This window comes from Micromonospora thermarum (genome assembly GCF_012034245.1).
Classification (GTDB): Bacteria; Actinomycetota; Actinomycetes; order Mycobacteriales; family Micromonosporaceae; genus Micromonospora; species Micromonospora thermarum.
Map to the genome: position 1 here is coordinate 116,620 of NZ_JAATEO010000017.1, position 22,459 is coordinate 139,078.

Genomic DNA, 22,459 nt, shown 5'->3' on the forward strand with positions numbered 1-22,459 from the left:
ATGTCGATGACAGTGGGATGGCTGCGCCGTCAGCTCGCCGGGGTGCTGGCCCTCGTGCTGATGGTGGGCCTGTTCTTCGCCTCCCGGCTGCCGTACGCCTCGGCCGAGGAGCGGGGGGACCTGGCGGACCGCTACCGGTTCGCGCCGACGACGATCTCGCTGCCGGGCGGGTTCCCGCAGCAGACCATCCGCCGGGTCAACAAGGACTACAAGCACATCGACGCGTGGATCTCGTCGGTCGGCTCCGGCATCGCGATGAACGACCTCGACGGTGACGGCCTCGCCAACGACCTCTGCGTCACCGACCCCCGCACCGACCAGGTGAGCGTCACCCCGGCGCCCGGCCGGGGCGGCGACCGGTACGCACCGTTCGCGCTGCGCCCGGAGCCTCTGCCGATGACCACGCCGATGGCCCCGATGGGCTGCGCGCCCGGGGACTTCAACGAGGACGGCCGGATGGACCTGCTGGTCTACATGTGGGGCCGCACGCCGATCCTCTACCTCGCGAAGGCCGGCGTCACCGGGCTCTCCGCCGCCGCGTACCAGCCGACCGAGGTGGTGCCCGGCAACCCCACCCGGTACGAGGGTCCGTTGTGGAACACCAACGCCGTCGCGATCGACGACTTCGACGGCGACGGCCACGTGGACATCTTCGTCGGCAATTACTTCCCGCACAGCCCGGTCCTGGACGACACCGTCAAGGGCGGGGTGCAGATGAACGACTCGATGTCGCACGGCATCAACGGCGGCGAGGACTACTTCCTCCGCTTCACCGGCGGCACCGGTGGCGCCACCCCGACCGCCACGTTCGAGCTGGTCGAGAACGTCCTGCCGTTCGCGGCGTCCAAGGGCTGGGCTCTCGCGGCCGGCGCCAACGACCTCGACGGCGACCAGTTGCCCGAGCTGTACGTCGCGCACGACTTCGGCCCCGACCGGCTGCTGCACAACCGCTCCACCCCGGGCAACCTCAAGTTCGCGCTGGTGGAGAGCGCGGTCGGCCGCGCGGTGGTGCCCAAGTCCAAGCGGATCGGCGTGGACTCGTTCAAGGGCATGGGTGTCGACTTCGGCGACCTCGACCGCGACGGCCGGTACGACATGTTCGTCAGCAACATCACGACCTCCTTCGGCATCGAGGAGAGCCACTTCGCCTTCATCGACACCGCGAAGGACGACGCCGACCTGCGCCGGCAGTTCACCGAGGGCCGCGCCCCGTACACCGACCGCAGCGCGCCGCTCGGCCTGGCCTGGTCCGGCTGGGGCTGGGACGCCAAGCTGGCCGACTTCGACAACTGCGGCGAGCTGGTCGTCGCCCAGACCACCGGCTTCGTCAAGGGCGAGGTGAACCGCTGGCCCCAGCTCCAGGAACTGGCCACCGCGAACGACGAGCTGCTGCGGCACCCGCTGTCGTGGCCGCACGTCACCGCCGGCGACGACATCGGCGGCAGCCAGCGGCTGCACTTCTTCGCCAAGGGCCCGGACGGCCGCTACGTCGACCTCGCCGGCGAGCTGGGCCTCGACATCCCGGTGCCCACCCGCGGCATCGCCACCGGTGACGCCGACGGCGACGGCCGGCTGGACTTCGCCGTGGCCCGGCAGTGGGACGAGCCGGTCTTCTACCACAACCAGAGCCCGTCGCCCGGCGCGTTCCTCGGCCTCCGGCTGATCCACGACGGTCCGGCCGCGCCGGCCGACGCCGGGCTGCCGGCCCCGGGTTCACCGGTGGTGGGCGCCCAGGTGCGGGTGACCACCGCCGACGGGCGGACCTTCATCACCCGCGTCGACGGCGGCAGCGGCCACTCCGGCAAGCGCAGCCACGAGGCGCACGTCGGCCTGGGCCGGGACGTCACCGGCCCGGTCCGGGTGGACCTGCGGTGGCGTGACCGCACCGGGCAGGTCCGGCAGCAGGAACTTCAGTTGACCCCGGGCTGGCACACGCTGCGGCTCGGCTCCCAGGCCCAGGAGAGGTGAGCGACATGACCGCGACCCCGACCGCCGCGCCCCGCCACGACCCCAAGGTGATCATGGCGCTGCGCAACTTCGCGATCTCGATCACGGTGTTCAACATCTTCGGCTACACCGTGCTGGGCTTCGAGCAGCCCTGGCTGTGGCCGTTCGTCGCCCTCGCCACCGGCTACTCGATCGAGATCGTCCTCGAGGCGGTGGGCGCCCGGGCGGAGGGCCGCCGGCCGCGCTTCCTCGGCAACGGGCTGCGCGGGCTGGTCGAGTTCCTCTACCCGGCCCACATCACCAGCCTCGCGATGAACATGCTGATCTACGTCAACGACCAGATCCTGGTGCTGATCTTCGGCGTGGCGGTCGCGATCGGCGCCAAGTGGGTTCTCCGCGCCCCCTTCAAGGGCCGGATGCGGCACTACATGAACCCGTCGAACTTCGGCATCGCCGTGATCCTGCTGCTCTTCCCGTGGGCCAGCATCGCCCCGCCGTACCACTTCACCGAGCACATCACCGGCTTCTGGGACTGGTTCGTGCCGGCGATTATCATCTTCGGCGGCACCATGATCAACGGGAAGCTGACCGGTCGCATGTGGCTCATCGCGGGCTGGGTGTCCTTCTTCGTCCTCCAGGCCGTCGTCCGCGGCATCGTGCTGGACGTCTCGATCCCCGGTGCCCTCGCCATGATGACCGGCACCGCGTTCGTGCTGTTCACCAACTACATGGTCACCGACCCGGGGACCAGCCCGTCCCCGCCCGCCGCCCAGTTCGCCTTCGGCGCCGGCGTCGCCGTCGTCTACGGCCTCCTCACCGGCGCCGGCATCGCGTACGGGATCTTCTTCGCCACCGCCCTGGTCTGCCTCGCCCGCGGCGGCTTCCACTGGGCGCTGCACTTCGTCAACCAGGCCCGCGAGCGTCGCGAGGCCCAGGCGGGTTCGTCCGTCACCCGGGCGCCGACCGTCCCCGTCGTCGCCGCCCCCGACCCCGGCAAGGAGGTTGTGCCGGCATGAGCAGGATCGCCATCGTCGGGATGGCCAACCGCTACCCCGACGCCACCTCGCCCGGCGAGCTGTGGGAGAACGCCGTCGCCGGTCGTCGCGCCTTCCGCCGCCTCCCGGACGTGCGGATGCGGCTCGACGACTACTGGGACCCGGACCCGGCGACACCCGACCGCTTCTACGCCCGCAACGCCGCCGTCATCGAGGGGTACGAGTTCGACCGGATCGCCTACAAGATCGCCGGCAGCACGTACCGGTCCACCGACCTCACCCACTGGCTCGCCCTGGACGTCGCCGCCATGGCCCTGGCCGACGCCGGTTTCCCCATGGCCGAGGGACTGCCCCGCGAACGCACCTGCGTCGTGGTCGGCAACAGCCTCACCGGCGAGTTCTCCCGCGCCAACCAGCTACGACTGCGGTGGCCGTACGTGCAACGGATGGTCGCCGCCGCGCTCAAGGAGCAGGACTGGGACGACGACCAGCTGGCCGCGTTCCTCGCCGACTTCGAGGCCCGCTACAAGGCGCCGTTCCCGGGCATCGACGAGGACACCCTGGCCGGTGGCCTGTCCAACACCATCGCCGGCCGGATCTGCAACCACTTCGACCTCAAGGGCGGCGGGTACACCGTCGACGGCGCCTGCTCGTCCTCCCTGCTCTCCGTCGCCACCGCCTGCAAGACGCTGCTCGACGGCGAGGTCGACGTGGCGGTGGCCGGCGGCGTGGACATCTCGATCGACCCGTTCGAGATCATCGGCTTCGCCAAGACCGGCGCGCTGGCCCGCAGCGAGATGCGCGTCTACGACCGCAAGTCCAACGGCTTCTGGCCGGGCGAGGGCTGCGGGATGATCGTGCTGATGCGCGAGCGGGACGCCCTCGACGCCGGGCACCGCGTCTACGCCACCATCGCCGGCTGGGGCATCTCCTCCGACGGCAAGGGCGGCATCACCCGCCCCGAGGTCAACGGATACCAGCTCGCGCTGCGCCGCGCGTACGAGCGGGCCGGGTTCGGGATCGACACCGTCGGCCTGTTCGAGGGGCACGGCACCGGCACCGCCGTCGGCGACGCCACCGAGCTCAAGGCCCTCTCGTTGGCCCGCCGGGCGGCCGACCCGCGCGCGCCCAAGGCCGCGATCAGCTCCGTGAAGGGCATGATCGGGCACACCAAGGCGGCCGCCGGTGTCGCCGGCCTGATCAAGGCGGCCATGGCGGTGCACCACGAGATGGTCCCGCCGGCGATCGGCTGCGTCGATCCGCACGAGCTGCTCACCGCCGACGACGCGGCGCTGCGGGTGCTGCGCCGGGCCGAGCCGTGGCCGGAGGACACCCCGGTACGCGCCGGCATCACCGCGATGGGCTTCGGCGGCATCAACACCCACGTGGTGCTGGACAAGCGGGAACCGAAGCGGCGCACCAGGATGGACAGCCGCACCCGCAACCTGAGCCGCTCGGTGCAGGACGCCGAACTGCTCGCCGTCGACGCGGACTCGGCCCGGCTGCTGCGCGACCGGGTGCAGCAGCTGCTGGACTTCGTCCCCCAGGTCGCGTACGCCCAGCTCGGTGACCTGGCCGCCACCCTGCACCGGGAGTTGCAGGACCGCCCGTACCGGGCGGCGGTCGTGGCCTCCTCGCCGGAGGACGCCGAGCGCCGGCTGCGGCGCGTCCGGGACGCCCTGGACGCCGGCGAGACCCGCCTGCTCACCGCCGATGGGCGGGCCTTCTGCGGGCACGTGGTCGAGGAGGGCCGCATCGGCTTCCTCTTCCCCGGCCAGGGCTCCGGCCGCGGCACCAGCGGCGGCGCCCTGCGCCGGCGGTTCGGCCGGGCCGAGGACGTGTACGAGCGGGCCGCCCTGCCGACCAGCGGCGACATGGTGGCCACCGCGGTCGCCCAGCCCCGCATCGTCACCGGGTCCATGGCCGGCCTGCGGGTCCTGGCCGACCTCGGGATCGAGGCGCGCGTGGCCGTCGGGCACAGCCTCGGCGAGCTGTCCGCCCTGCACTGGGCGGGCGCGATGGACGGTGACACCCTGCTGCGGGTCGCCGGCGTACGCGGCCGCACCATGGCCGAGCACAGCGCGTCCGGCACCATGGCCAGCCTGGCCGCCTCCCCGGACGCGGTGGCGGGCCTGCTGGCCGGCCACGACGTGGTCGTCGCCGGCTACAACGGTCCACAGCAGACGGTGGTCGCCGGCACGGTCGACGCCGTCGAGGCGGTGAGCCGGGCCGCGAAGGACGCCGGCATCAACGCCACCCGGCTGTCCGTGTCGCACGCGTTCCACTCGCCGCTGGTGGAGCCCGCCGCCGCGGCCTTCGGCGAGCGGTTGGCCGAGGAACACTTCGGACCGGTACGCGAGCCGGTGGTCTCCACCGTCACCGGCGAGGTGCTCGGCCCGGACACCGACATCCCGGCGCTGCTGCACCGGCAGATCACCGACCCGGTGCTCTTCGCCCAGGCCGTCGCCCTGGCCGCGAAGGACATCGACCTGTTCGTCGAGGTTGGCCCCGGCCGGGTGCTCAGCGGCCTGGCCGCCGCGGTGACCGACGTGCCGGCCGTGGCGCTGGACACCGACGACGAGTCGCTGACCGGCCTGCTGCGGGTGGTGGCGGCCGCGTACGTCACCGGCGCCGCCGACGTCCACCCGGGCCTGTTCCACGGCCGGCTGATCCGGCCCGTACAGCTCGGGCAGCGGTTCAGCTTCTTCGCCAGCCCCTGCGAGGCCGCCCCCGCCGTCGACGTCCGCGTCGTCCCGGCCGCGGCGCCCGCCGCGGCCGGGCCCGCCAGTTCGACCGAGGGCGGTGGCGAGTCGGGCCTGGAGCTGCTGCGCCGGCTGGCCGCCGAGCGGGCGGAGCTGCCGCTGGAGATGGTGCGCGACGACAGCCGGCTCCTCGACGACCTGCACCTCAGCTCGATCACCGTCGGCCAGGTGGTCAACCAGGCCGCCCAGCAGCTCGGCATCGGTGCCGCCGAGACGCCGACCAACTTCGCCACCGCCACCCTGCGGGAACTGGCGGAGGCATTCGACGAGCTGCACCGGACGGCCCGCCCGGCCGACGCCGAGCGGGGGCCGGTGGTCGCCGGCGCCGCGCCGTGGTCCCGGCCGTTCCGGCTGGACCTGGACCCGGTGCCCCTGCCGGCGCGGGGGCCGGCCGAGGAGAACGGCCACTGGCGGGTGTACGCGCCGGACGGCGACCCGCTGGCCGAGGCGCTGCGGCGCGGCCTCGAACGCGGCGCGGTCGGCTCCGGCGTGCTGGTCTGCCTGCCCGCCGACTGCCGGGAGGAGCACCTGGACCTCGCCCTCCAGGGCGCCCGGGCCGTCCTGAGCGGCCAGCTCGGCGACCGCTTCGTCGTCGTCGACCGCGGGCGCGGCGCGGCCGGCCTGGCGAAGACGCTCCGGTTGGAGGCGCCGCAGCTCCGCGTGACCATCGTGCACGTCCCGACCGAGGAGGCGGTCGCCGAGCGGGTGCTGGCCGAGGTCGCCGCCACCGAGGAGTTCGCCGAGGTCCACCACGACGCGCAGGGACGCCGGTTCGTGCCGACCCTGCGCGCCATGCCGGTACGGGCGGCGCGGCCCGTGCCGCCGCTGGACGCCGACGACGTGCTGCTGGTCACCGGCGGCGGCAAGGGCATCACCGCGGAGTGCGCCATCGTCGTGGCCCGCGACACCGGGGCGCGGCTGGCCGTTCTGGGCCGCTCCGACCCGGCCGCCGACGAGGAGCTGGCGGCGAACCTGCGACGGATGACCGAGCAGGGCATCACCGTCCACTACGCCCGCGCCGACGTCACCGACGCCGGGCAGGTCCGGGCGGCGGTGGCCGAGGTGACGGCCGCGCTCGGCCCGGTCACCGGCGTGCTGCACGGCGCCGGCCGCAACGAGCCGGCCGCGCTCACCAACCTCGACCGGGAGGCGGTGCGGCGGACGTTCGCGCCGAAGATCGACGGCCTGCGGGCGGTGCTGGACGCGGTCGACACGGATCGGCTGAAGGCACTCATCACGTTCGGCAGCATCATCGGCCGCAGCGGCCTGCGCGGCGAGGCGCACTACGCGATGGCCAACGACTGGCTCGCGGACGTCACCACCGACTTCGGCCGCCGCCACCCGGCGTGCCGCACGCTCTGTCTGGAGTGGTCGGTCTGGTCCGGGGCCGGGATGGGGGAGCGGCTGTCGGTGGTCGAGGCCCTCGAACGCGACGGCGTCACGCCGATCACGCTCGACCAGGGCGTGGAGATCATGCGCCGGCTGCTGGTGGACGCGGACGCCCCGCCGGTGGTGGTCGTCAGCGGCCGTACGCAGGGCATCGACACGGTCCGGCACCACGTGCCCGACCTGCCGCTGCTGCGCTTCGTCGACCGGCTGCTGGTCCACTACCCCGGGGTCGAGCTGGTCTCCGAGACCACGCTCAGCCCGGACACCGACCGCTACCTTCCCGACCACCTGCTCGACGGCAACCTGCTCTTCCCGGCCGTGTTCGGCATGGAGGCGATGGCCCAGGTCGCGACCGCGCTGACCGGCCACCGGTCGGTCCCGGTGATCGAGGAGGCGGAGTTCGTCCGGCCGATCGTGGTGCCGCCGGACGGCAGCACCACCGTCCGGGTGGCCGCGGTCGTGACCGACGACGACACGGTGCAGGTGAGCATCCGCAGCGCGGAGACCGGCTTCGCCGCCGACCACTTCCGTGCCCGCCTGCGCTTCACCGACGACCCGGCGCCGGACGGCCCGCCCGAGCAGGTCGGGCCCGGTCTGCCGGACGTCCCGCTGGCGCCGGACCGGGACCTGTACGGCGACGTCCTGTTCCAGGGGCAGCGGTTCCAGCGGTTGCGCCGCTACCACCGGGCCGCGGCCCGGGACGTCGACGCGGACCTCGCGGTGCGCCCCGACACGGACTGGTTCGCCGGCTTCCTGCCGGCGGAGCTGATCCTCGGCGACCCCGGCATGCGGGACGCGCTGATGCACGGCAACCAGGTGTGCGTCCCGCACGCCACGCTGCTGCCCGCCGGCATCGAGCGGGTCCACAGCGGCGGGGCGGCCCTGGCGGCCGCGGGGGAGGTGCGCTACTGCGCCCGCGAACGCAGCCGCGACGGGGACACGTACGTCTACGACATCGCCGTCCGGGACGCCGACGGGCGGGTCCTGGAGCGCTGGGACGGGCTGCGGTTGCAGGCCGTCCGCAAGCGCGCCGACCTGCGCTGGGTCGCGCCGCTGCTCGGCCCGTATTTGGAACGGGAGTTCGGCGACCTGCTGGGCGTCCCGATCGCGGTGGCCGTCGAGCCCGACGCACCCGGCGACGGTGGTGCCGGCGCCGCCGGTCGGGGCCGCACCGCCCGCGCCGCCGGCCGGGCCCTCGGCCGGGCGGTCGACGTGCGGTACCGGCCCGATGGGCGCCCGGAGGTCGACGGTGACCGGCAGGTGTCCGCGGCGCACGGCGCGGGGCTCACGCTCTGCGTGGCCGGCCCCGGCCCGCTCGGCTGCGACGTGGAGCCGGTGGCGGCCCGCCCGGCGCCCGAGTGGGACGGGCTGCTCGGCCCGAACCGTGGCCTGGCCGACCTCATCGCCGCGGAGACCGGCGAGGACCTCGCCGTCGCGGCGACCCGGGTCTGGACGGCGACGGAGTGCCTCCAGAAGGCGGGGCTGCCGCAGCGCTCGCCGCTGGCGCTGCTCTCCGCCGGCGACGGGCGGGTGCTGCTGGCCTCCGGGGACCTGCGGATCGCCACCGCGCCGGCGACCCTGCGCGACCAGGCCGCGCCGGTGGTCTTCGCGGTGCTGACCGGGAAGGACGGGTGACGCGCGATGGGCGACTACTACGAGTACCGGCACACCGTCGGGTTCGAGGAGACCAACCTCGTCGGCAACGTCTACTACGTCAACTACCTGCGCTGGCAGGGCCGGTGCCGGGAGATGTTCCTCCACGAGCGCGCCCCGGAGGTGCTCGCCGACGTCCGCGACGACCTGAAGCTGTTCACCCTGAAGGTCGACTGCGAGTTCTTCGCCGAGATCACCGCCTTCGACGAGCTGTCCATCCGGATGCGGCTGGTCGACCTCGCCCAGACGCAGCTGGAGTTCAGCTTCGACTACGTCCGGCTCGATCCGGGTGGCGGCACCACGCTCGTCGCCCGGGGCCGGCAGCGGGTGGCCTGCATGCGGGGACCGAACACCCGGACCCAGCCGGCCCGGGTGCCGGAGGCGCTGGTGCGGGCGCTGCGCCCGTACCGCGCCCCGACCGGGGCGCAGCTGGCCGGAACCAGGAGGACCTGATGAGCATCGACCATGTGACACCCGTCGCGGCCACCGACCCCGACGGGCTGCGCGGGGCGTTCGGGACCTTCGCGACCGGGGTGACGGTGGTGTCGGTCGGCGGCCCGCTGCCGCACGGCATGACGGCCAACTCGTTCACGTCGGTCTCCCTCGACCCGCCGCTGGTGCTGGTCTGCGTGGACCGCCGGGCCGTCATGCACGACCGGCTCCTCGCCGCCGGGGTCTTCGGTGTCTCCGTGCTCGCCGACGACCAGGAGAAGGTGGCCCGGCACTTCGCCGACCGCCGCCGCCCGCTGGGCGCGGCCCAGTTCGAGACGGTGGAGTGGACGCCGGGCCGGGTGACCGGGGCACCGCTCATCGACGGAGCGCTGGCCCGGTTCGAGTGCGCCGTCTGGCAGGTGTACGACGGCGGCGACCACAGCATCTTCACGGGCCGGCTGCTGTCGGCCGAACGGCGCGGCGAGGACGACCCGGTGCTGTTCCTCCGGGGCCGCTTCCGCCGCGTCGTGGCCGAACCGAGCGGGGTGGCGACGTGACGGTGGTGGCGGCCGGCCGGACCTATCCCGGTCCGACCGGCCCCGCCCTCCTGCGGTCGCTGTGGCAGCTCGGCCGGGACCGGCTGGGACTGATGACCTCCGCCGCCCGCTATGGCGACGCTGTCCGGCTCGGCGCCGGACCCCGGTCGCTGTACTTCTTCAACCATCCCGACCACGCCAAGCACGTCCTGGCCGACAACAGCCAGAACTACACCAAGGGGCTCGGGCTCCTGCACGCGCGGCGGGCGCTCGGCGACGGCCTGCTGACCAGCGAGGGCGAGCTGTGGCGCAAGCAGCGGCGGGTGATCCAGCCGGTGTTCCAGGCCAAGCGCATCGCCGGTCAGGCCCGCGCGGTCGCGGAGGAGGCCGACCGGCTCCTCACCCGGCTGCGGGCCCGCCGGGGCGCGGGCCCGGTGAACCTGACCGACGAGTTCACCGGGTTGACCCTCGGCGTCCTCGGCCGGACGCTGCTCGACGCCGACCTCGACGCGTTCACGACCGTCGGGGCGGCCTTCGAGGAGATGCAGAACCAGGCCATGTTCGAGATGGCCTCGATGAGCGTGGTGCCGATGTGGGTGCCGCTGCCGCAGCAACTGCGCTTCCGACGGGCCCGCCGGGAACTCGAGCGGATCGTCGGCCGGCTGGTCGCCGACCGGACCGCCCGCGGCGACGTGGCGGGCGCCGACGACGCGCTGTCCCGGCTGATCGCCTCCACCCGCGACGAACCGGATCCCCGGGTCGCCCGCCAGCGGATGCGCGACGAGCTGGTGACGCTGCTGCTGGCCGGGCACGAGACCACCGCGAGCACGCTCGGCTGGACCTTCCACCTGGTCGACCGGCACCCGTGGGTACGGCGGCGGCTGCGCGAGGAGGCGGTCGAGGTGCTCGGCGACCGGCTGCCCGAGTACGCCGACCTGACCCGGCTCACGTACACGAAGATGGTGGTCAGCGAGGCGATGCGGCTCTACCCGCCGGTGTGGATGCTGTCCCGCCGGGCCCGCGGCGCGGACGTCGTGGACGGGTATCCGGTGCCGGCCGGCGCCGACGTCCTGATCTGCCCGTACACGCTGCACCGGCACCCGGCGTTCTGGCCGGAGCCGGAGCGGTTCGACCCGACGCGGTTCGACCCGGAGGCGACGGCGGACCGGCCCCGGTACGCCTACGTGCCGTTCGGCGCCGGGCCGCGGTTCTGCGTCGGCAACCACCTGGGGCTCATGGAGGCGGTGTTCGTGGTGGCGATGGTGTCGCGGGAGTTCGAACTCGTGGCCCCGGCGGGGCAGCGGGTGGTCCCCGAGCCGATGCTGTCGCTGCGGGTGCGGGGCGGTCTGTCGATGACGGTCCAGCCGGCGGTCTGAGTACGCGCGACCGGTGGGCGGGTGCGGAGGCACCCGCCCACCGTCGTGCGTGCCGGTTGCCCGGCGATGCCGCCGTGACCGTCCGCCGTCCGCCCGGCCGCCCGGTGACGTCAGCCGGTTCGCCAAGCGCCCGCTCGCTCGGCGACGTCGTCGTGGCGTGGCGCCGCGCGTCGAGCGCGCGCCGGGACGCCGGCGGGGTCCGCTGTGGACCCCGCCGGCGCCCCACGTGGGCGGGCGGGTCGCGCGGCCGCTAGGCGGCCGCTCCGGCCAGTTCCCGTCGGCTCTGTTCGTGCACCGCGGCCCGGCGGACGTCGAGCAGGGCCAGCAGCACCGGCGGGTCCACCGAGCGGGTCGGCGAGAGCTGGAGGTCACGGGACCGCGTGACGGTGCCACGCCGTACCGTCAACGGCCCCACACTGCCGACGCAGGCCGGGTACGGCTCGGCCAGCGAGTCCTCGGGATCGTTGCCGGCGACCGAGTGGGCGAGCAGGTACCACTCGCCCTCGGGTACCCGGTCGAGGTGCAGCCGGCCGGGCTCCCGCATGATCGCGCACCGGACGGGACGCCCCTCGGGGATCCGGTCCGGGAAAAGCCCCGCGAAGATGAGGGCGGGCTCGTGGGACGACGAGGCCCGGATGGCGCCGCTCACCGACCCGGTGGCCGACTCCGGCAGGGCGTGGTCCATGACCGGTACCTGTGGCGTGAAGCCTCCCAGCCGCCGGTAGGTGGTGGGGGAGAGGCCGACACTGCGGCTGAACCGCGAGCTGAAGGTCCCCACGCTGGTGTAGCCGACCTGGATGCTGATGTCCGCGACCGTCATGGACGTGGAGACCAGCAGGTGCTTCGCGCGCTGCAGCCGCAGCGCCGACAGGAACCGCGCCGGGGTGACCCCGGTCGCCTTCTGGAAGATGCGGGAAAAGTGGAATTTGCTGAACATGGCGGTGCGTGCCATCTCATCAATGGTGAGTTGCCTGCTCAGATCATTGTGCATCAACTCGATGACACGCTCGGCAACTTTCTCGACAGAATGTGACACGTTTCGTCTCCCCCAGGTTGTCGAAAATGGTTGCCCAGTGCCGTCGAACGCATCGTGCCGACATTTCCGTTCGCCGGTCGGGCGAATCGCAAGATGTCGGTGCGCGCTCTTTCTCCAGCGGTTTCTGGAGGGACCGGCCTGGTTGCGGATCTGGACGTTCAGTCAGTCATTCAATGGCTGTCGGCGTCCGTTCAATAGACTCCCCAGGAACATGGACAGGCAGGTCAGAACGGAATGGATATTAGCCGAAGCGATTGTGTGCGGCAACGCCCCGCGACCTGTCGGCCGGCCGCCGGTGACGCTTCGTAACCGGCAAGAATGAGAATCCCAGGGGCTGCGGAGGGTGGGTCGACAGTGGTAATCACTGGTGTCCACGATGCACTTCCGGGTCGCCATGTGTGCATGTAGAGTTGCCCTCCGATCGGCGCTCTCGCTGCCGGTCGGCCGCTGTGGGACACTATGGCGTGCGAGGTCGGCGGCGAGTGTAATGGAATTTGATGCGCATTTCGGAGCTCAGCAAGCAGAGCGGTCTGTCCGTCCCGACAATCAAGTTCTACCTGCGTGAGGGGCTACTCCAGCCCGGCGTGCGTACCGGTCGCAACCAGGCGGAGTACGCCGAGGAGCACCTCGCCCGCCTGCGGTTCATCCAGGTCCTCACCGGCCCCGGGCGGCTCGGGATCTCGGACGTGCGCGAGGTGCTCGCCGCGATCGACTCGCGGGGCCGTCCACTACGTGGACTGTGTACGGTGATCAACGCCACGGTGGTGGCGATGCCCGCCGTGGACGGCGAGGACGACGTGCGCCGCGAGGTCGACGGATACGTCGACCGGCTGGGCTGGCAGGTGGACGACGACGCGGCGGAGCGGCGGACGCTCGCCCAGGTGCTGGCCATGCTGCGGCGGCTGGGCTGGTCGGACGGGGTCGAGGTGTTCGACGCGTACGCCGAGGCGGCGCGCGAGCTGGCTGCGTACGAGGCCACGGACGTGCCGGCCGACCCGCCGGACGCGGACGTGTGCATGCGCCTGACCGCACGGCTCGTCCTGCTGGACGTGGCGTTGACCGCACTGCGGCGGATGGCGCTGACCCACCACACCGGCACCCGTCGTCACTCGGATGCGCAAGTTCCATAGCGGAGCGTGTTCGATCCCGCACCAGTCGCGCAATCTCAGAGAAGATCAACTCGGGGTGTCGCGCGGTGGCGCGGACGCGGCCGCCGATGCCCGAGCGTGAATGGCGGGTCGCTTTTCGTGGCCGATCCGCGCCCGGAGAAATGCCTCCGGCGCGCGCTGTGCCCGCCCCCGCGCGGCGTCGGCGGGAAGGCTGGGGAATTCCCCGGGCCGGTGCGGGGAAGGCGGAACTGCACACCGGCCGGTGGCGATTCTCGCCACTCGACCGGCGTCGTCGGAAAAGGACCGCCGCCGCGACCGTTCGGCGGACGGCGGCCGGCGCTGATCGGCGTACGCCGATCCGCCAATCGCCGTACCGGATGCCCCGAACGGCCGATCCGGGAGCCGGCGCGGCCGTTCGGGGCGTCACGTCGTCGCGGCACGGCCCTTCGGGGTGTCGTCGCGGCGCGGCCGTTCGGGCGGCGTCACGTCGTCGCGGTCCGGCCGCCTCAGCCGGCGGCCACCACCGTCTCGTTCTCGCCGGCCGCGTCCGGCGTCGCCGGCTCCTCGTGGGACGGTCGCTCGGCGCCGGCCGGCTCGACGCCGGGCTGGTCCGGGGTCTCGTCCGGCGCCCGGTGGGCGCTCGTGACGGCGGCCGTCGGCTCCGGCTCCGGCCGCACCGCAGGTGCGGTATCGACGCCGGTGCCGGTGCTGGTGCCTGCGTTGGTGCTGGTGCGTGCGGCCACCTGCGGGTACTCGGCCGTCTCGCCACCTCCGGCGGCCGCCATCACCGCTGCCGCGGCCAGGTCGGCGACCCGCTTCGCCTCCCGCTTGACCCGCGCCCGCACCTCCTTGGCGTGCGTCTCGGCGGAATCCGCCGCGCGCCGGGCCTCCTCCAGCCGGTGCAGCTGGTCGGCCAGCTCCCGCCGGGTCTCGCCGAGGCGCTGGCGCACCGTGACGAGCTCCCGCTCGGTGGTGTCCCCCTCCTGGCGGACCTGCTCCAGCTGCTGCTGGGTGGTCTCCAGCTCGGACTGGAGCCGGGTGAGCGTCTCGCGGCGGTCCCGGACGCTCTGCTGCACCGTGGCGAGCTGCTGCTGGTGGGTGGCGGCCTGCTCGTCGGCGCGCTGGCGCACCTTGGCGGCGTACTGCTGCGCCTCGGCGATGAGCGTCGCGATCTCCTGCTCGGCGGAGGTGCGCTGGGCGGCCAGTTCCCGCTCGGCGGCGGCGTGCTGCTCGGCCAGCTCCTGTTCGGCGGCGGTGCGCCGGTCGTTCAGCTCGCGCTCCACGGTGGCCTGCCAGCGTGCCAGCTCCTCCTGGGTCCGGCTGCGCGCGGCCTGCACCTCCTGCTGGATCTGGGTCCGCGCGGAGGTCAGGAACGCCTCGGCCTCGGCCCGGGCCTGCTCGATCCTCTGGGCGCTCTGCTCCTCGATGCGGTTCGCCTCCTGCCGGGCCCGCTCGTGGGCGGCCTCGCCGGCCTCCCGCAGCTGCTCGGCCGCGGCCCGGATCTCCGTCAGCTCGGCCTGGGCGGCGGCGCGCCGCTCCTCGTCCACCTTCTCCTGCGTGGCGCGGCGGGCGGCCAGCTCCTCCTCGAACTCGCGGAGGGTCCGCGCCGCGTGCTCGCGCGCGTCGGTGAGCGCCTTCTCCGCCTCGGCCTCCAGCTCGGCCGCCCGGGTTCCGGCGGCCTCACCGATGACCTCGGCCTGCCGCTCGGCCAGCGCCAGGATCTGCTCGACCATCGGGCCCAGGTCGCGGAACGCGGCCCGGTCGACCCGTGCCGGCCGTTCGCGCAGCTCGGCGATCTCCGCCTCCTGCTGCGTGACCTGCGCGGTCAGCGCGTCGAGCCGGGCGCGCGCCTCGTCGCGGTCGGCCACCGTCCGCGCCAGCTCGCCGTCGAGCTGGTCGAGGTGCCGGTCCACCTGCCGCTTGTCGTAGCCACGCAGCGCGGTGTCGAAGTTGGGCCGCGACGTGTTGTCGTCGCGGACCGCGAACGGCTCGTCGCCGTGGGGCATGCTGCATCCTCCGTACGATCGCGAGCGCCACGCCGGGGAGAGACCACCCCACGGGCAACGATGTGGCGACACGCTACCGCCGTCGGCGTACGGGTTGAACCCCTGCCCCACCTGTCGGCACGCAGAGGTGGCGAGGTGGTCGGCCGGACCCGGACGTTCGGACCGTGAGGACCCCCGCGCCTTCCGCGTTATCAGGTAAGGCTAACCTAACCGATGTCGAGTGCAGTGCCGTGGAGCGCGGCCTGCGCCCCGCCTTCGTGGGGTGGAGCTGAGAGAGGCGCCATGACCCAGACCCTGCCCGTCGCACCGTGGCGGATGTTCACCGTCGAGGCCCGCGCGGTACGCCGGCTCAGCCCGTCGTTCGTGCGGGTCACTTTCACCGGGCCGGACCTGGACCGGTTCGCCGACAACGGCTACGACCAGCGGATCAAGCTGGCGTTCCCGCTGCCGGGTGAGCGCGGGGCGCGACTGCCGGAGGGTCCGGACTGGTACGCGCGGTGGCGGGCCCTGCCCGAGCATGAGCGCAACCCCATCCGCACCTACACCGTCCGGGCGGTCCGGCCGGAGCTGTCCGAGGTGGACGTCGACCTCGTCCTGCACGGCGACGGCGGGCCGGCGAGCCGGTGGGCGCGGCGGGTACGGCCCGGCGACGGGATCGCGATCCTCGGGCCGGACGCCGGCTTCGACGGCGACCACGGCGGCATCGAGTTCCGGCCGCCCGCCGCCGGGCACCTGCTGCTGGCCGGTGACGAGACGGCGGTACCGGCGATCTGCGCCATCCTGGAGCGGCTGCCGGTGACCGCCGAGGGGCGGGTCCTGCTGGAGGTGCCCGAGGCCGACGACGTGCTGCCGGTGACCGCACCGCCGGGTGTCACGGTGAGCTGGCTCGCCCGCCGCGGCGACAGGCACGGGGCGCGGCTGGTGCCGGCCGTGTCGGACGCGGCGGCCGCCCTGCTCGCCGGCGCTACGGGCGGCGCCGAAGAGCCGGTCGCCGACGTGGACGTCGACGCGGAGATCCTGTGGGAGGTCCCGGCCCCGGCCGCCCCCGTGCCGGTGTACGCGTGGCTGGCCGGTGAGGCCGGCGTCATCCGTGCATTACGCCGCCACCTGGTGACCGAACGCGGCCTGGCCCGGAGCGCGGTGGCCTTCATGGGCTACTGGCGGATCGGCCGCGCCGACCCGGCCTGAGCGGGCCCTTACCCCACCCCGCGATCTTGCACTTCCTGCCCCGACAGAACGGGTAAACCGGGACAGAAGAAGGGCCGAAAGTGCAAGATCGCCAGGGTTGAGAGCGGCGCGGCGGGGGGCCAGGTTTAGGTCAGGCGGACGGCATCGCCGTCGACCGTTACCGCGGCGGCCGGCAGGGGTGAGCCGGCTGGGCCGCCCCGCACCGAGCCGTCGGTGATGTCGAACCGGCTGTTGTGGCAGGCGCACACGATCGTGCCGTCGGCGACCGAGGTGACCGTACAGCCGGCGTGCGTGCACTTCGCGGAGAAGGCCTTCACCGTGCCGGCCGTGGGTTGGGTCAGCACCACCCCCTGCTCGGCGAAGATGCGGCCACCCCCGACCGGGATGTCGGCCAGGCGGGCCAGCGCCGGAGCGGCGGCCGGCTCCGCGGCCCCGCCGTCCCCGGCCGCGGCGGTCGGTCCGGCCGTCCCGGTCGCCGCCGGGGCGACGGGAGCCGCCGGCGCGGGGGTGGCGACGCCGTACGTCTGGCAGCCGGTCAGCACGGCGGTGACGCCGGCCGCCCCGGTCCCCGCCAGCACCGCCCGGCGCGACGCCGTGCCCGCGTCCTCGGTCATGCGTGTGTCCTCTCCGGGTGGGGTCCGCGTCACCGCTGGAACCCGAACGTCGTGAAGTACCAGACCGACGAGGTCAGCCAGACCAGCATCAGCACGGTGAAGACCACACCGCCGACGACCGGGAGGACCCAACCGGCGAGCCCCCGGCGGGGCAGCGCGAGCATCTTGGTGGTGAACGCGCCGACGAAGAAGCAGCCGAACACCGAGTGGGCGAGCGTCCGCAGGTCGTGGTCGGCGAAGCCGAGCGCGTAGAGGCAGTGCACCGCGACCGGCACGGCCAGCAGGAAGGCGATCCGCCCCGACCAGCGGTGCGCGCCGCCGGCCCAGGACGCGGGAACGCGGCCGAGCCGGCCCCACATCGCCAGCGCCGACAGCAGCTGCACCACGGCGAAGAACGCCGCCCCGGTCCCGAGCCACACCTTCACCGTCTGCGGCCCGGAGAAGCCGGCCACGTTGACCGCGATCCCGGTCGGGGTGTGCGTACGGCCGTAGACGCCGAGCGCCACCGCGACCGCCGCGCCGACCAGCAGCGGCACGACGACCGAGGCGCGCGGCGCGGCGGGCGGGTCCGCGAACGGATCCGGCAGCACCTGGACGGTCGGCCCGTCGTCCAGATCGGGCAGCGCGTGCGTGGTGCCCCGGCGGTGGTCCGCCATCACCGACCCGTCCCGGCCTCGGGGAACACCGGCACGGCGGTGATCGTGACGCCGTTGACGATCGTGGTGCCGAAGGCCGGGTCCAGCGGCGGCGCGGGGACCGGCTTCCCGTTCCACGTCACGACACCGACCTGGGTGCCGTCGGCGAGCAGGATCCACCCGCCGTCGACCCCGGCGTCGCGAACCTGCGCCGTGGCCCGGTACAGCGCCGGGGACGTGCCTCCGGTCGCGGTGGCGGTGAACGCCCACCGCTTGTCGCCGACGCGTACCTCGCCGCGGACCCGGTCACCCTCGACCGTGCCGGTCAGCCGCGCACCGTCCTTGCCGCTGAGGTCCAGCTCGTTGCCGGTGGCCGTGCCGCGCAGCCAGATCTCCAGGCTGCGGCCGTCGCAGACGTACGCGACCGCCCGGCCCTGCCGGACCGTCAGGGCGATCGTGGCGCCGCTGTCGAGGCGGCCGGTCCACGTGCCGTCCACCGCGGCGGCACCCGGTGCCGGCGACACGGCGGGCGCGGACGGCGCCGGTGACGTGGCAGCCGGCTGGGCGCCCGGCGTGGCGGTGTCGTCGGCGGGCGACCCGGGGGCGCCGTCGGCGTCCGGAGCCGCCCCGGGACCGGCGCCCGGTGGCGCGGCGGCGTCCGCCTGCCCCGCGCCCGCCGCCGGCGCCGGTGGTGCCGCCTGGGCACTCATCGTGAACAGCACGGCCGCGAGCACGGTCCCGGTCGCCAGGGTGAGCATCGGGGTCATCCGCTTCATGGGCATCTCCCTTCACCCGGACGTACGGCTGCCGGGCCCGGGTCGTTCAATCGACGGCCGAGACGATCCGGGGGTTTCCGTCCCGACGGGTCGGGTATCCGCCGGCATGTCCGCAGCACCGGCCCCCGTCCGCTGACGTGCCCGAGGGACACCTCGTCCACCGGTACGCGCGCGAGCAGCACGCCGCGCTCGCCGGGCAGGTGCTCGCCGTGTCCAGCCCGCAGGGCCGGTTCGACCCCCGGCCGTACGACGGGCGGACGCTGCGGTCGGTCGAGGCGTACGGCAAGCATCTGCTCTACCACGTCGACGACGCGCCCGCCCTGCACGTCCACCTCGGCATGCGCGGCCTGTTCCTGGCCCACGACGACCCGGGCGTCCCGCCCCGCCCGGGTGTCCGGGTCCGGCTCGCCGCCGACCGGGCGGCGTACGACCTGATCGCGCCCGTGCGGTGCGAACCGCTGCCGCCGGACCGGGTGCGGGCCCTGCGGGACTCACTCGGCCCGGACCCGCTGCGCGGCGACGCCGACCCCGACGAGGCGGTACGCCGCCTGGCGGCGGCCCGTGGCGCGGTGGGCGCGGCCCTGCTGGACCAGGCGGTCTGGGCCGGCATCGGCAACGTCTGGCGGGCGGAGCTGCTGTTCCTTGCCGGTCTCGACCCGGATCGGCGGGGCGTGCCGCCGCGCACCGCCGGTGAGCTGTGGGCGCTCGGGGTGCGGCACCTCGCCCTCGGGCGCGACGCCGGGCAGGTGGTGAGCGATCCGGCCGCGCCGGACGAGCGCTGGGTGTACAAGCGGGACACCTGCCGCCGGTGCGGGGCGGCGGTCCGGGTGTGGGAGCTGGGCGCCCGCACCGCGTACGCCTGCCCGGTGGACCAGCCTCCCGGCTGAGCGGGACGGTCACCCGGCCCGGGACTACCGCCGGCGCCACCGGCTGACGGCGTACGCGACCGCGCTGGCCAGGAAGAACAGCGCGCTCAGCGCCAGCCAGCGGCCCAGCAGCGGGGTCGGTTCCCGGCCGGTCGCCGACCGGTAGGTCGTGCCGCCGAGGCCGAGGATCCCGGGCAGGTACACCAGGAACAGCAGCGCCGAGGCGAGCGCCGGGACGCGGACGTGGTTGAGCGGCGCCGGCCGGTGGACGATCCGGCGCAGCGCCCGGTCCACCGTGGCGTAGACCGGGAACAGCACCAGGTCGTGGGCCACCACCGCGCCGAGGAACCAGAGCAGCATCCGGACGGCGTCCGCCTCGCCGGCCAGCCGCAGCGCCACCCAGCCGGTGGCCGCGAAGCAGGCCAGCAGCACCAGCAGGTGCCGCGGCCCGGCCCCGTACGCCGCGCGGAGCCGCGCCCGCCGCTCAGCCATCGGTCCGGAAGTCGATGGCGGCGACCCACTTGGTGCAGTGCACGCCGGGCAGGGCCGGCACGATGACCCGGGCCGGGTACCCGTGGTCGACGGACAGGTCCGCGCCGTTGACCCGCAGCGCCAGCAGCGAGTCCCCGTCGAGGACCTGGTTGGCCTGCAGGACCGCCTGGTTGAACAGGCCGGCCCGCTCCAGGGACCGCACGTGCGCCGAGGCGGGGTCGGGCACCCCGACCAGGGCGGCGAGGTCCCGCAGCCGGACGCCGGTCCAGGTCTGCCGGGTCGACCAGCCCTCCACGCAGGCGATCGGCAGGCGTGCGGTGTGCTGCGCCATGGCGTGCAGCGCCGCCCGGTCGACGGTGACCTCGCGACCGCCGCCCCGCAGGGTGAGCCGCCAGCCGGCGCCGGTGTCCGCGTCGGAGATCCCGGCCGCCGCGGCGGTGCGGTTGACCGGGAAGCCGTTCGGGCCGCTCCCCGGGTCCTGCCCGCGGGGCAGCAGCAGCGCGGTGCGCCGCAGCGGGCCGTCCAGGCTCTGCCCCACGGTCAGCGCGCCGAGCAGCAGCGCGCCTCCGCCGACGAGGGCGACCGCGCCGCGTCGGCTGACCGTCGCCGGCCCGGGCTCCGGGGCCACCAGGCCGTCCGGGTCGGGTGGCTCCGGCCGGGTGGCCGCCGTGCCGGTCCGCGCCTCGTCGGCCGGCCGCCGGGACCGCAGCGCGGAGAGCATCCTCGGCAGCTTGAGCGACACGTGCGCCACCAGGGCCGCGATGAAGACCCACGCCCCGAAGTAGTGCGCGGTGTAGAAGTCGAAGCCGAACAGGTACGCGTACTGGATGTTGAGCAGGCCGGTGGCGATCTCGAACAGGATCCCCCCGACCAGCAGGAGCAGGGAGAGCCGTTCGAGGACCTGCGCCACCGAGCGGGCGGGCGGCCAGTCGAACAGCTTCGGGATCACCGACCAGAGCTTGGCCAGCACCACCGGGACGAGCATGATCCCGAGGGTCACGTGCAGCCCCTGGGTGACCCGGAACAGCCAGGACGGCCGGGTGGGCCAGTCGACCTGCGGCAGCCGCAGCCAGCCCACGTCGGGCGGGAAGGCCTGCCCGAACCGCGGCCCGTAGGCGAGGTGATCGAGCAGCCCGGTGAGGAACACCAGGGGGAGCGCGACGAGCAGCAGCGCGCCGTGGACGGCCGTCAGCCACGGCCCGCGCACCGGGCTGCGCCAGCCCCGCGTTGCGGCCCCGGCGCCGGGCGGTCGGTGCCGGGCGAGCGCACGCCACAGCGGCGCGGGAAAGCCGTACTCCCGCTCGCCAGCGGGCTTGCCGGTGCCGTCCCCGGGCATGGGCTCCTCCTGTCGCCGGGTCTCCACCGCGACGCTAGACCGGTCCCGGGCGGACCGGTCCCGGTTGCGGCATTACGAGCCGCTTACCGCACCGGCGCGGGGTCCCACGTCCGGTGGGTTGGTCTTACGAACCCGTGACGGTCCGGCCGAACGCCCCGGACTCCCCGCCCGGCCGGCCTAGCGTGACCGGAATGCGCATACTCGTCACCGGCGCGGCCGGCTTCGTCGGGTCGCACGTCGTCGACCTGGCGGTCGCCGAGGGGCACGATGTGGTCGGCCTGGACGCGCTGCTCCCGCAGGCGCACGGGGCCGGGCTGCCGGTCTGGTCGCGGACGCACCGGCCGGTGGTCGGCGACGTCCGGGACGGGGCGCTGCTGGACCGGCTGCTGCGCGAGGTCGACGCCGTCTGCCACCAGGCCGCCATGGTCGGGCACGGTCTCGACCCGTCCGACGCCCCGGCGTACGCCAGTCACAACGACTACGGCACCGCGGTGCTGCTGGCCGCCATGCACCGGGCCGGCGTGACCCGGCTCGTGCTGGCCAGTTCCATGGTCGTCTACGGGGAGGGGGCGTACCGCTGCGTCGCCCACGGCGGCGTCCGCCCCGCTCCGCGTCGCCCCGCCGACCTGGCCGCCGGCCGGTACGACCCGACCTGCCCCACCTGCCGCCGCCCCCTCACCCCGGCCCTGGTGCCCGAGGACGCGCCCCTGGAGCCCCGCAGCACGTACGCGGCCACGAAGCTGGCGCAGGAGCACCTGGCCGCCGCCTGGGCCCGGCAGACCGGCGGTGGTGTGTGGGCGCTGCGGTACCACAACGTCTACGGTCCCCGGATGCCCCGCGACACCCCGTACGCGGGGGTGGCCTCGATCTTCCGCTCGGCGCTGCAGTCCGGGCGGGCGCCCCGCGTGCTGGAGGACGGCCGCCAGCGCCGCGACTTCGTGCACGTCACCGACGTGGCGCGGGCCAACCTGCTGGCGTTGGCGGCCCCGGCGCCGGAGGGCCTGGTGCCGGTGAACGTCTGCTCCGGCGAGCCGCACACCGTCGGCGAGCTCGCGACCACCCTCGCCGCGGCGATGGGCGGTCCGGCGCCCCTCGTGGTCGGCGGTGCCCGCGCCGCGGACGTCCGCCACGTCGTCGCCGACCCGCGCCGCGCCGCCGACCTCCTCGGTTACACCGCCCGGGTCGGCTTCGCCGAGGGCGTGGCCGCGTTCGCCCGCGACCCGCTGCGGGAGCCGGCCGCCCTGCCCGCCGGCGGCCCGTCCCCGGTCGCCCCCTCCGAGCCCGTCGTGGCGCCGCAGCAGTCCGCCCTGC

17 protein-coding genes are annotated in these 22,459 nt (G+C 74.4%); 10 read left to right on the forward strand and 7 right to left on the reverse strand.

Features of this window, described 5'->3' with window-relative positions; genetic code table 11:
* From HCJ94_RS17060 to HCJ94_RS17085, 6 genes are read left to right on the forward strand one after another with little or no spacing between them, the layout of a single operon-like run.
* Positions 1-1,968: a CRTAC1 family protein gene (locus HCJ94_RS17060; RefSeq protein WP_168002010.1), complete on the forward strand. Its 1,968-nt coding sequence runs from the start codon at positions 1-3 to the stop codon at positions 1,966-1,968.
* Positions 1,969-1,973: 5 nt separating this feature from the next.
* A complete protein-coding gene (locus HCJ94_RS17065; RefSeq protein ID WP_168002011.1) occupies positions 1,974-2,963 on the forward strand; it encodes an enediyne biosynthesis protein in 990 nt (329 codons plus the stop codon).
* On the forward strand, positions 2,960-8,728 hold the full coding sequence (locus HCJ94_RS17070; RefSeq protein ID WP_168002012.1) for a type I polyketide synthase: 5,769 nt from the start codon (positions 2,960-2,962) through the stop codon (positions 8,726-8,728). The genes HCJ94_RS17065 and HCJ94_RS17070 overlap by 4 nt, the downstream gene beginning before the upstream one ends.
* A 6-nt stretch (positions 8,729-8,734) precedes the next feature.
* Positions 8,735-9,199: an acyl-CoA thioesterase gene (locus tag HCJ94_RS17075; protein ID WP_168002013.1), complete on the forward strand. Its 465-nt coding sequence runs from the start codon at positions 8,735-8,737 to the stop codon at positions 9,197-9,199.
* A complete protein-coding gene (locus tag HCJ94_RS17080) occupies positions 9,199-9,735 on the forward strand; it encodes a flavin reductase family protein (protein ID WP_168002014.1) in 537 nt (178 codons plus the stop codon). Before HCJ94_RS17075 ends, HCJ94_RS17080 begins: the two co-directional genes overlap by 1 nt.
* Positions 9,732-11,090 (forward strand): cytochrome P450, encoded by a 1,359-nt coding sequence (locus tag HCJ94_RS17085; RefSeq protein WP_168002015.1) that lies wholly within the window; start codon positions 9,732-9,734, stop codon positions 11,088-11,090. Before HCJ94_RS17080 ends, HCJ94_RS17085 begins: the two co-directional genes overlap by 4 nt.
* 250 nt (positions 11,091-11,340) lie before the next feature.
* Here the strand turns inward: HCJ94_RS17085 and HCJ94_RS17090 are convergent, their stop codons facing one another.
* Complete coding sequence (locus tag HCJ94_RS17090) at positions 11,341-12,126, reverse strand: helix-turn-helix domain-containing protein (protein ID WP_168002016.1); 786 nt, start codon at positions 12,124-12,126, stop codon at positions 11,341-11,343.
* A gap of 497 nt (positions 12,127-12,623) precedes the next feature.
* On the opposite strand from HCJ94_RS17090, the gene HCJ94_RS17095 reads away from it, so the two are divergent.
* A complete protein-coding gene (locus HCJ94_RS17095; protein ID WP_168002017.1) occupies positions 12,624-13,256 on the forward strand; it encodes a MerR family transcriptional regulator in 633 nt (210 codons plus the stop codon).
* 485 nt (positions 13,257-13,741) lie between these two features.
* Here the strand turns inward: HCJ94_RS17095 and HCJ94_RS17100 are convergent, their stop codons facing one another.
* Complete coding sequence (locus HCJ94_RS17100) at positions 13,742-15,241, reverse strand: DivIVA domain-containing protein (RefSeq protein WP_168002018.1); 1,500 nt, start codon at positions 15,239-15,241, stop codon at positions 13,742-13,744.
* 282 nt (positions 15,242-15,523) lie between these two features.
* On the opposite strand from HCJ94_RS17100, the gene HCJ94_RS17105 reads away from it, so the two are divergent.
* Positions 15,524-16,429 (forward strand): siderophore-interacting protein, encoded by a 906-nt coding sequence (locus tag HCJ94_RS17105; RefSeq protein ID WP_168002019.1) that lies wholly within the window; start codon positions 15,524-15,526, stop codon positions 16,427-16,429.
* A 125-nt stretch (positions 16,430-16,554) separates the two neighbouring features.
* On the opposite strand, the gene HCJ94_RS17110 is transcribed toward HCJ94_RS17105, so the two are convergent.
* The 3 genes from HCJ94_RS17110 to HCJ94_RS17120 are packed head-to-tail and all read right to left on the reverse strand — an operon-like array spanning position 16,555 to position 18,454.
* Positions 16,555-17,043 (reverse strand): Rieske (2Fe-2S) protein, encoded by a 489-nt coding sequence (locus HCJ94_RS17110; protein ID WP_168002020.1) that lies wholly within the window; start codon positions 17,041-17,043, stop codon positions 16,555-16,557.
* A 29-nt stretch (positions 17,044-17,072) separates the two neighbouring features.
* Positions 17,073-17,699: a DUF6529 family protein gene (locus HCJ94_RS17115; protein ID WP_205801429.1), complete on the reverse strand. Its 627-nt coding sequence runs from the start codon at positions 17,697-17,699 to the stop codon at positions 17,073-17,075.
* Positions 17,699-18,454, reverse strand: a complete 756-nt coding sequence (locus HCJ94_RS17120) for a hypothetical protein (RefSeq protein WP_168002021.1) — start codon at positions 18,452-18,454, stop codon at positions 17,699-17,701. Before HCJ94_RS17120 ends, HCJ94_RS17115 begins: the two co-directional genes overlap by 1 nt.
* 137 nt (positions 18,455-18,591) lie before the next feature.
* Here HCJ94_RS17120 and HCJ94_RS31205 point away from each other — a divergent pair, with 137 nt between their 5' ends.
* Positions 18,592-19,341, forward strand: coding sequence for a DNA-formamidopyrimidine glycosylase family protein (locus HCJ94_RS31205; RefSeq protein ID WP_168002022.1), 750 nt, complete (start codon positions 18,592-18,594; stop codon positions 19,339-19,341).
* Between the two features lie 24 nt (positions 19,342-19,365).
* Here the strand turns inward: HCJ94_RS31205 and HCJ94_RS17130 are convergent, their stop codons facing one another.
* Both HCJ94_RS17130 and HCJ94_RS17135 read right to left on the reverse strand, forming a co-directional pair.
* Complete coding sequence (locus tag HCJ94_RS17130; protein ID WP_168002023.1) at positions 19,366-19,812, reverse strand: hypothetical protein; 447 nt, start codon at positions 19,810-19,812, stop codon at positions 19,366-19,368.
* On the reverse strand, positions 19,805-21,148 hold the full coding sequence (locus tag HCJ94_RS17135; protein ID WP_168002024.1) for a molybdopterin-dependent oxidoreductase: 1,344 nt from the start codon (positions 21,146-21,148) through the stop codon (positions 19,805-19,807). Before HCJ94_RS17135 ends, HCJ94_RS17130 begins: the two co-directional genes overlap by 8 nt.
* Before the next feature lie 191 nt (positions 21,149-21,339).
* Between HCJ94_RS17135 and HCJ94_RS17140 the strand changes: the two genes are divergently transcribed.
* The coding region (locus HCJ94_RS17140; RefSeq protein WP_168002025.1) for an NAD-dependent epimerase/dehydratase family protein at positions 21,340-22,459 on the forward strand (1,120 nt) is incomplete at its 3' end.

Coding starts and splice junctions, on each gene's coding strand:
- HCJ94_RS17130 (WP_168002023.1), bottom strand. CDS start 19,812: ATGGCTGAGCGGCGGGCGCGGCTCCGCGCGGCGTACGGGGCCGGGCCG.
- HCJ94_RS17100 (WP_168002018.1), bottom strand. CDS start 15,241: ATGCCCCACGGCGACGAGCCGTTCGCGGTCCGCGACGACAACACGTCG.
- HCJ94_RS17065 (WP_168002011.1), top strand. CDS start 1,974: ATGACCGCGACCCCGACCGCCGCGCCCCGCCACGACCCCAAGGTGATC.
- HCJ94_RS17060 (WP_168002010.1), top strand. CDS start 1: ATGTCGATGACAGTGGGATGGCTGCGCCGTCAGCTCGCCGGGGTGCTG.
- HCJ94_RS17105 (WP_168002019.1), top strand. CDS start 15,524: ATGACCCAGACCCTGCCCGTCGCACCGTGGCGGATGTTCACCGTCGAG.
- HCJ94_RS17080 (WP_168002014.1), top strand. CDS start 9,199: ATGAGCATCGACCATGTGACACCCGTCGCGGCCACCGACCCCGACGGG.
- HCJ94_RS17115 (WP_205801429.1), bottom strand. CDS start 17,699: ATGGCGGACCACCGCCGGGGCACCACGCACGCGCTGCCCGATCTGGAC.
- HCJ94_RS17070 (WP_168002012.1), top strand. CDS start 2,960: ATGAGCAGGATCGCCATCGTCGGGATGGCCAACCGCTACCCCGACGCC.
- HCJ94_RS17110 (WP_168002020.1), bottom strand. CDS start 17,043: ATGACCGAGGACGCGGGCACGGCGTCGCGCCGGGCGGTGCTGGCGGGG.
- HCJ94_RS17120 (WP_168002021.1), bottom strand. CDS start 18,454: ATGAAGCGGATGACCCCGATGCTCACCCTGGCGACCGGGACCGTGCTC.
- HCJ94_RS17135 (WP_168002024.1), bottom strand. CDS start 21,148: ATGCCCGGGGACGGCACCGGCAAGCCCGCTGGCGAGCGGGAGTACGGC.
- HCJ94_RS17095 (WP_168002017.1), top strand. CDS start 12,624: ATGCGCATTTCGGAGCTCAGCAAGCAGAGCGGTCTGTCCGTCCCGACA.
- HCJ94_RS17075 (WP_168002013.1), top strand. CDS start 8,735: ATGGGCGACTACTACGAGTACCGGCACACCGTCGGGTTCGAGGAGACC.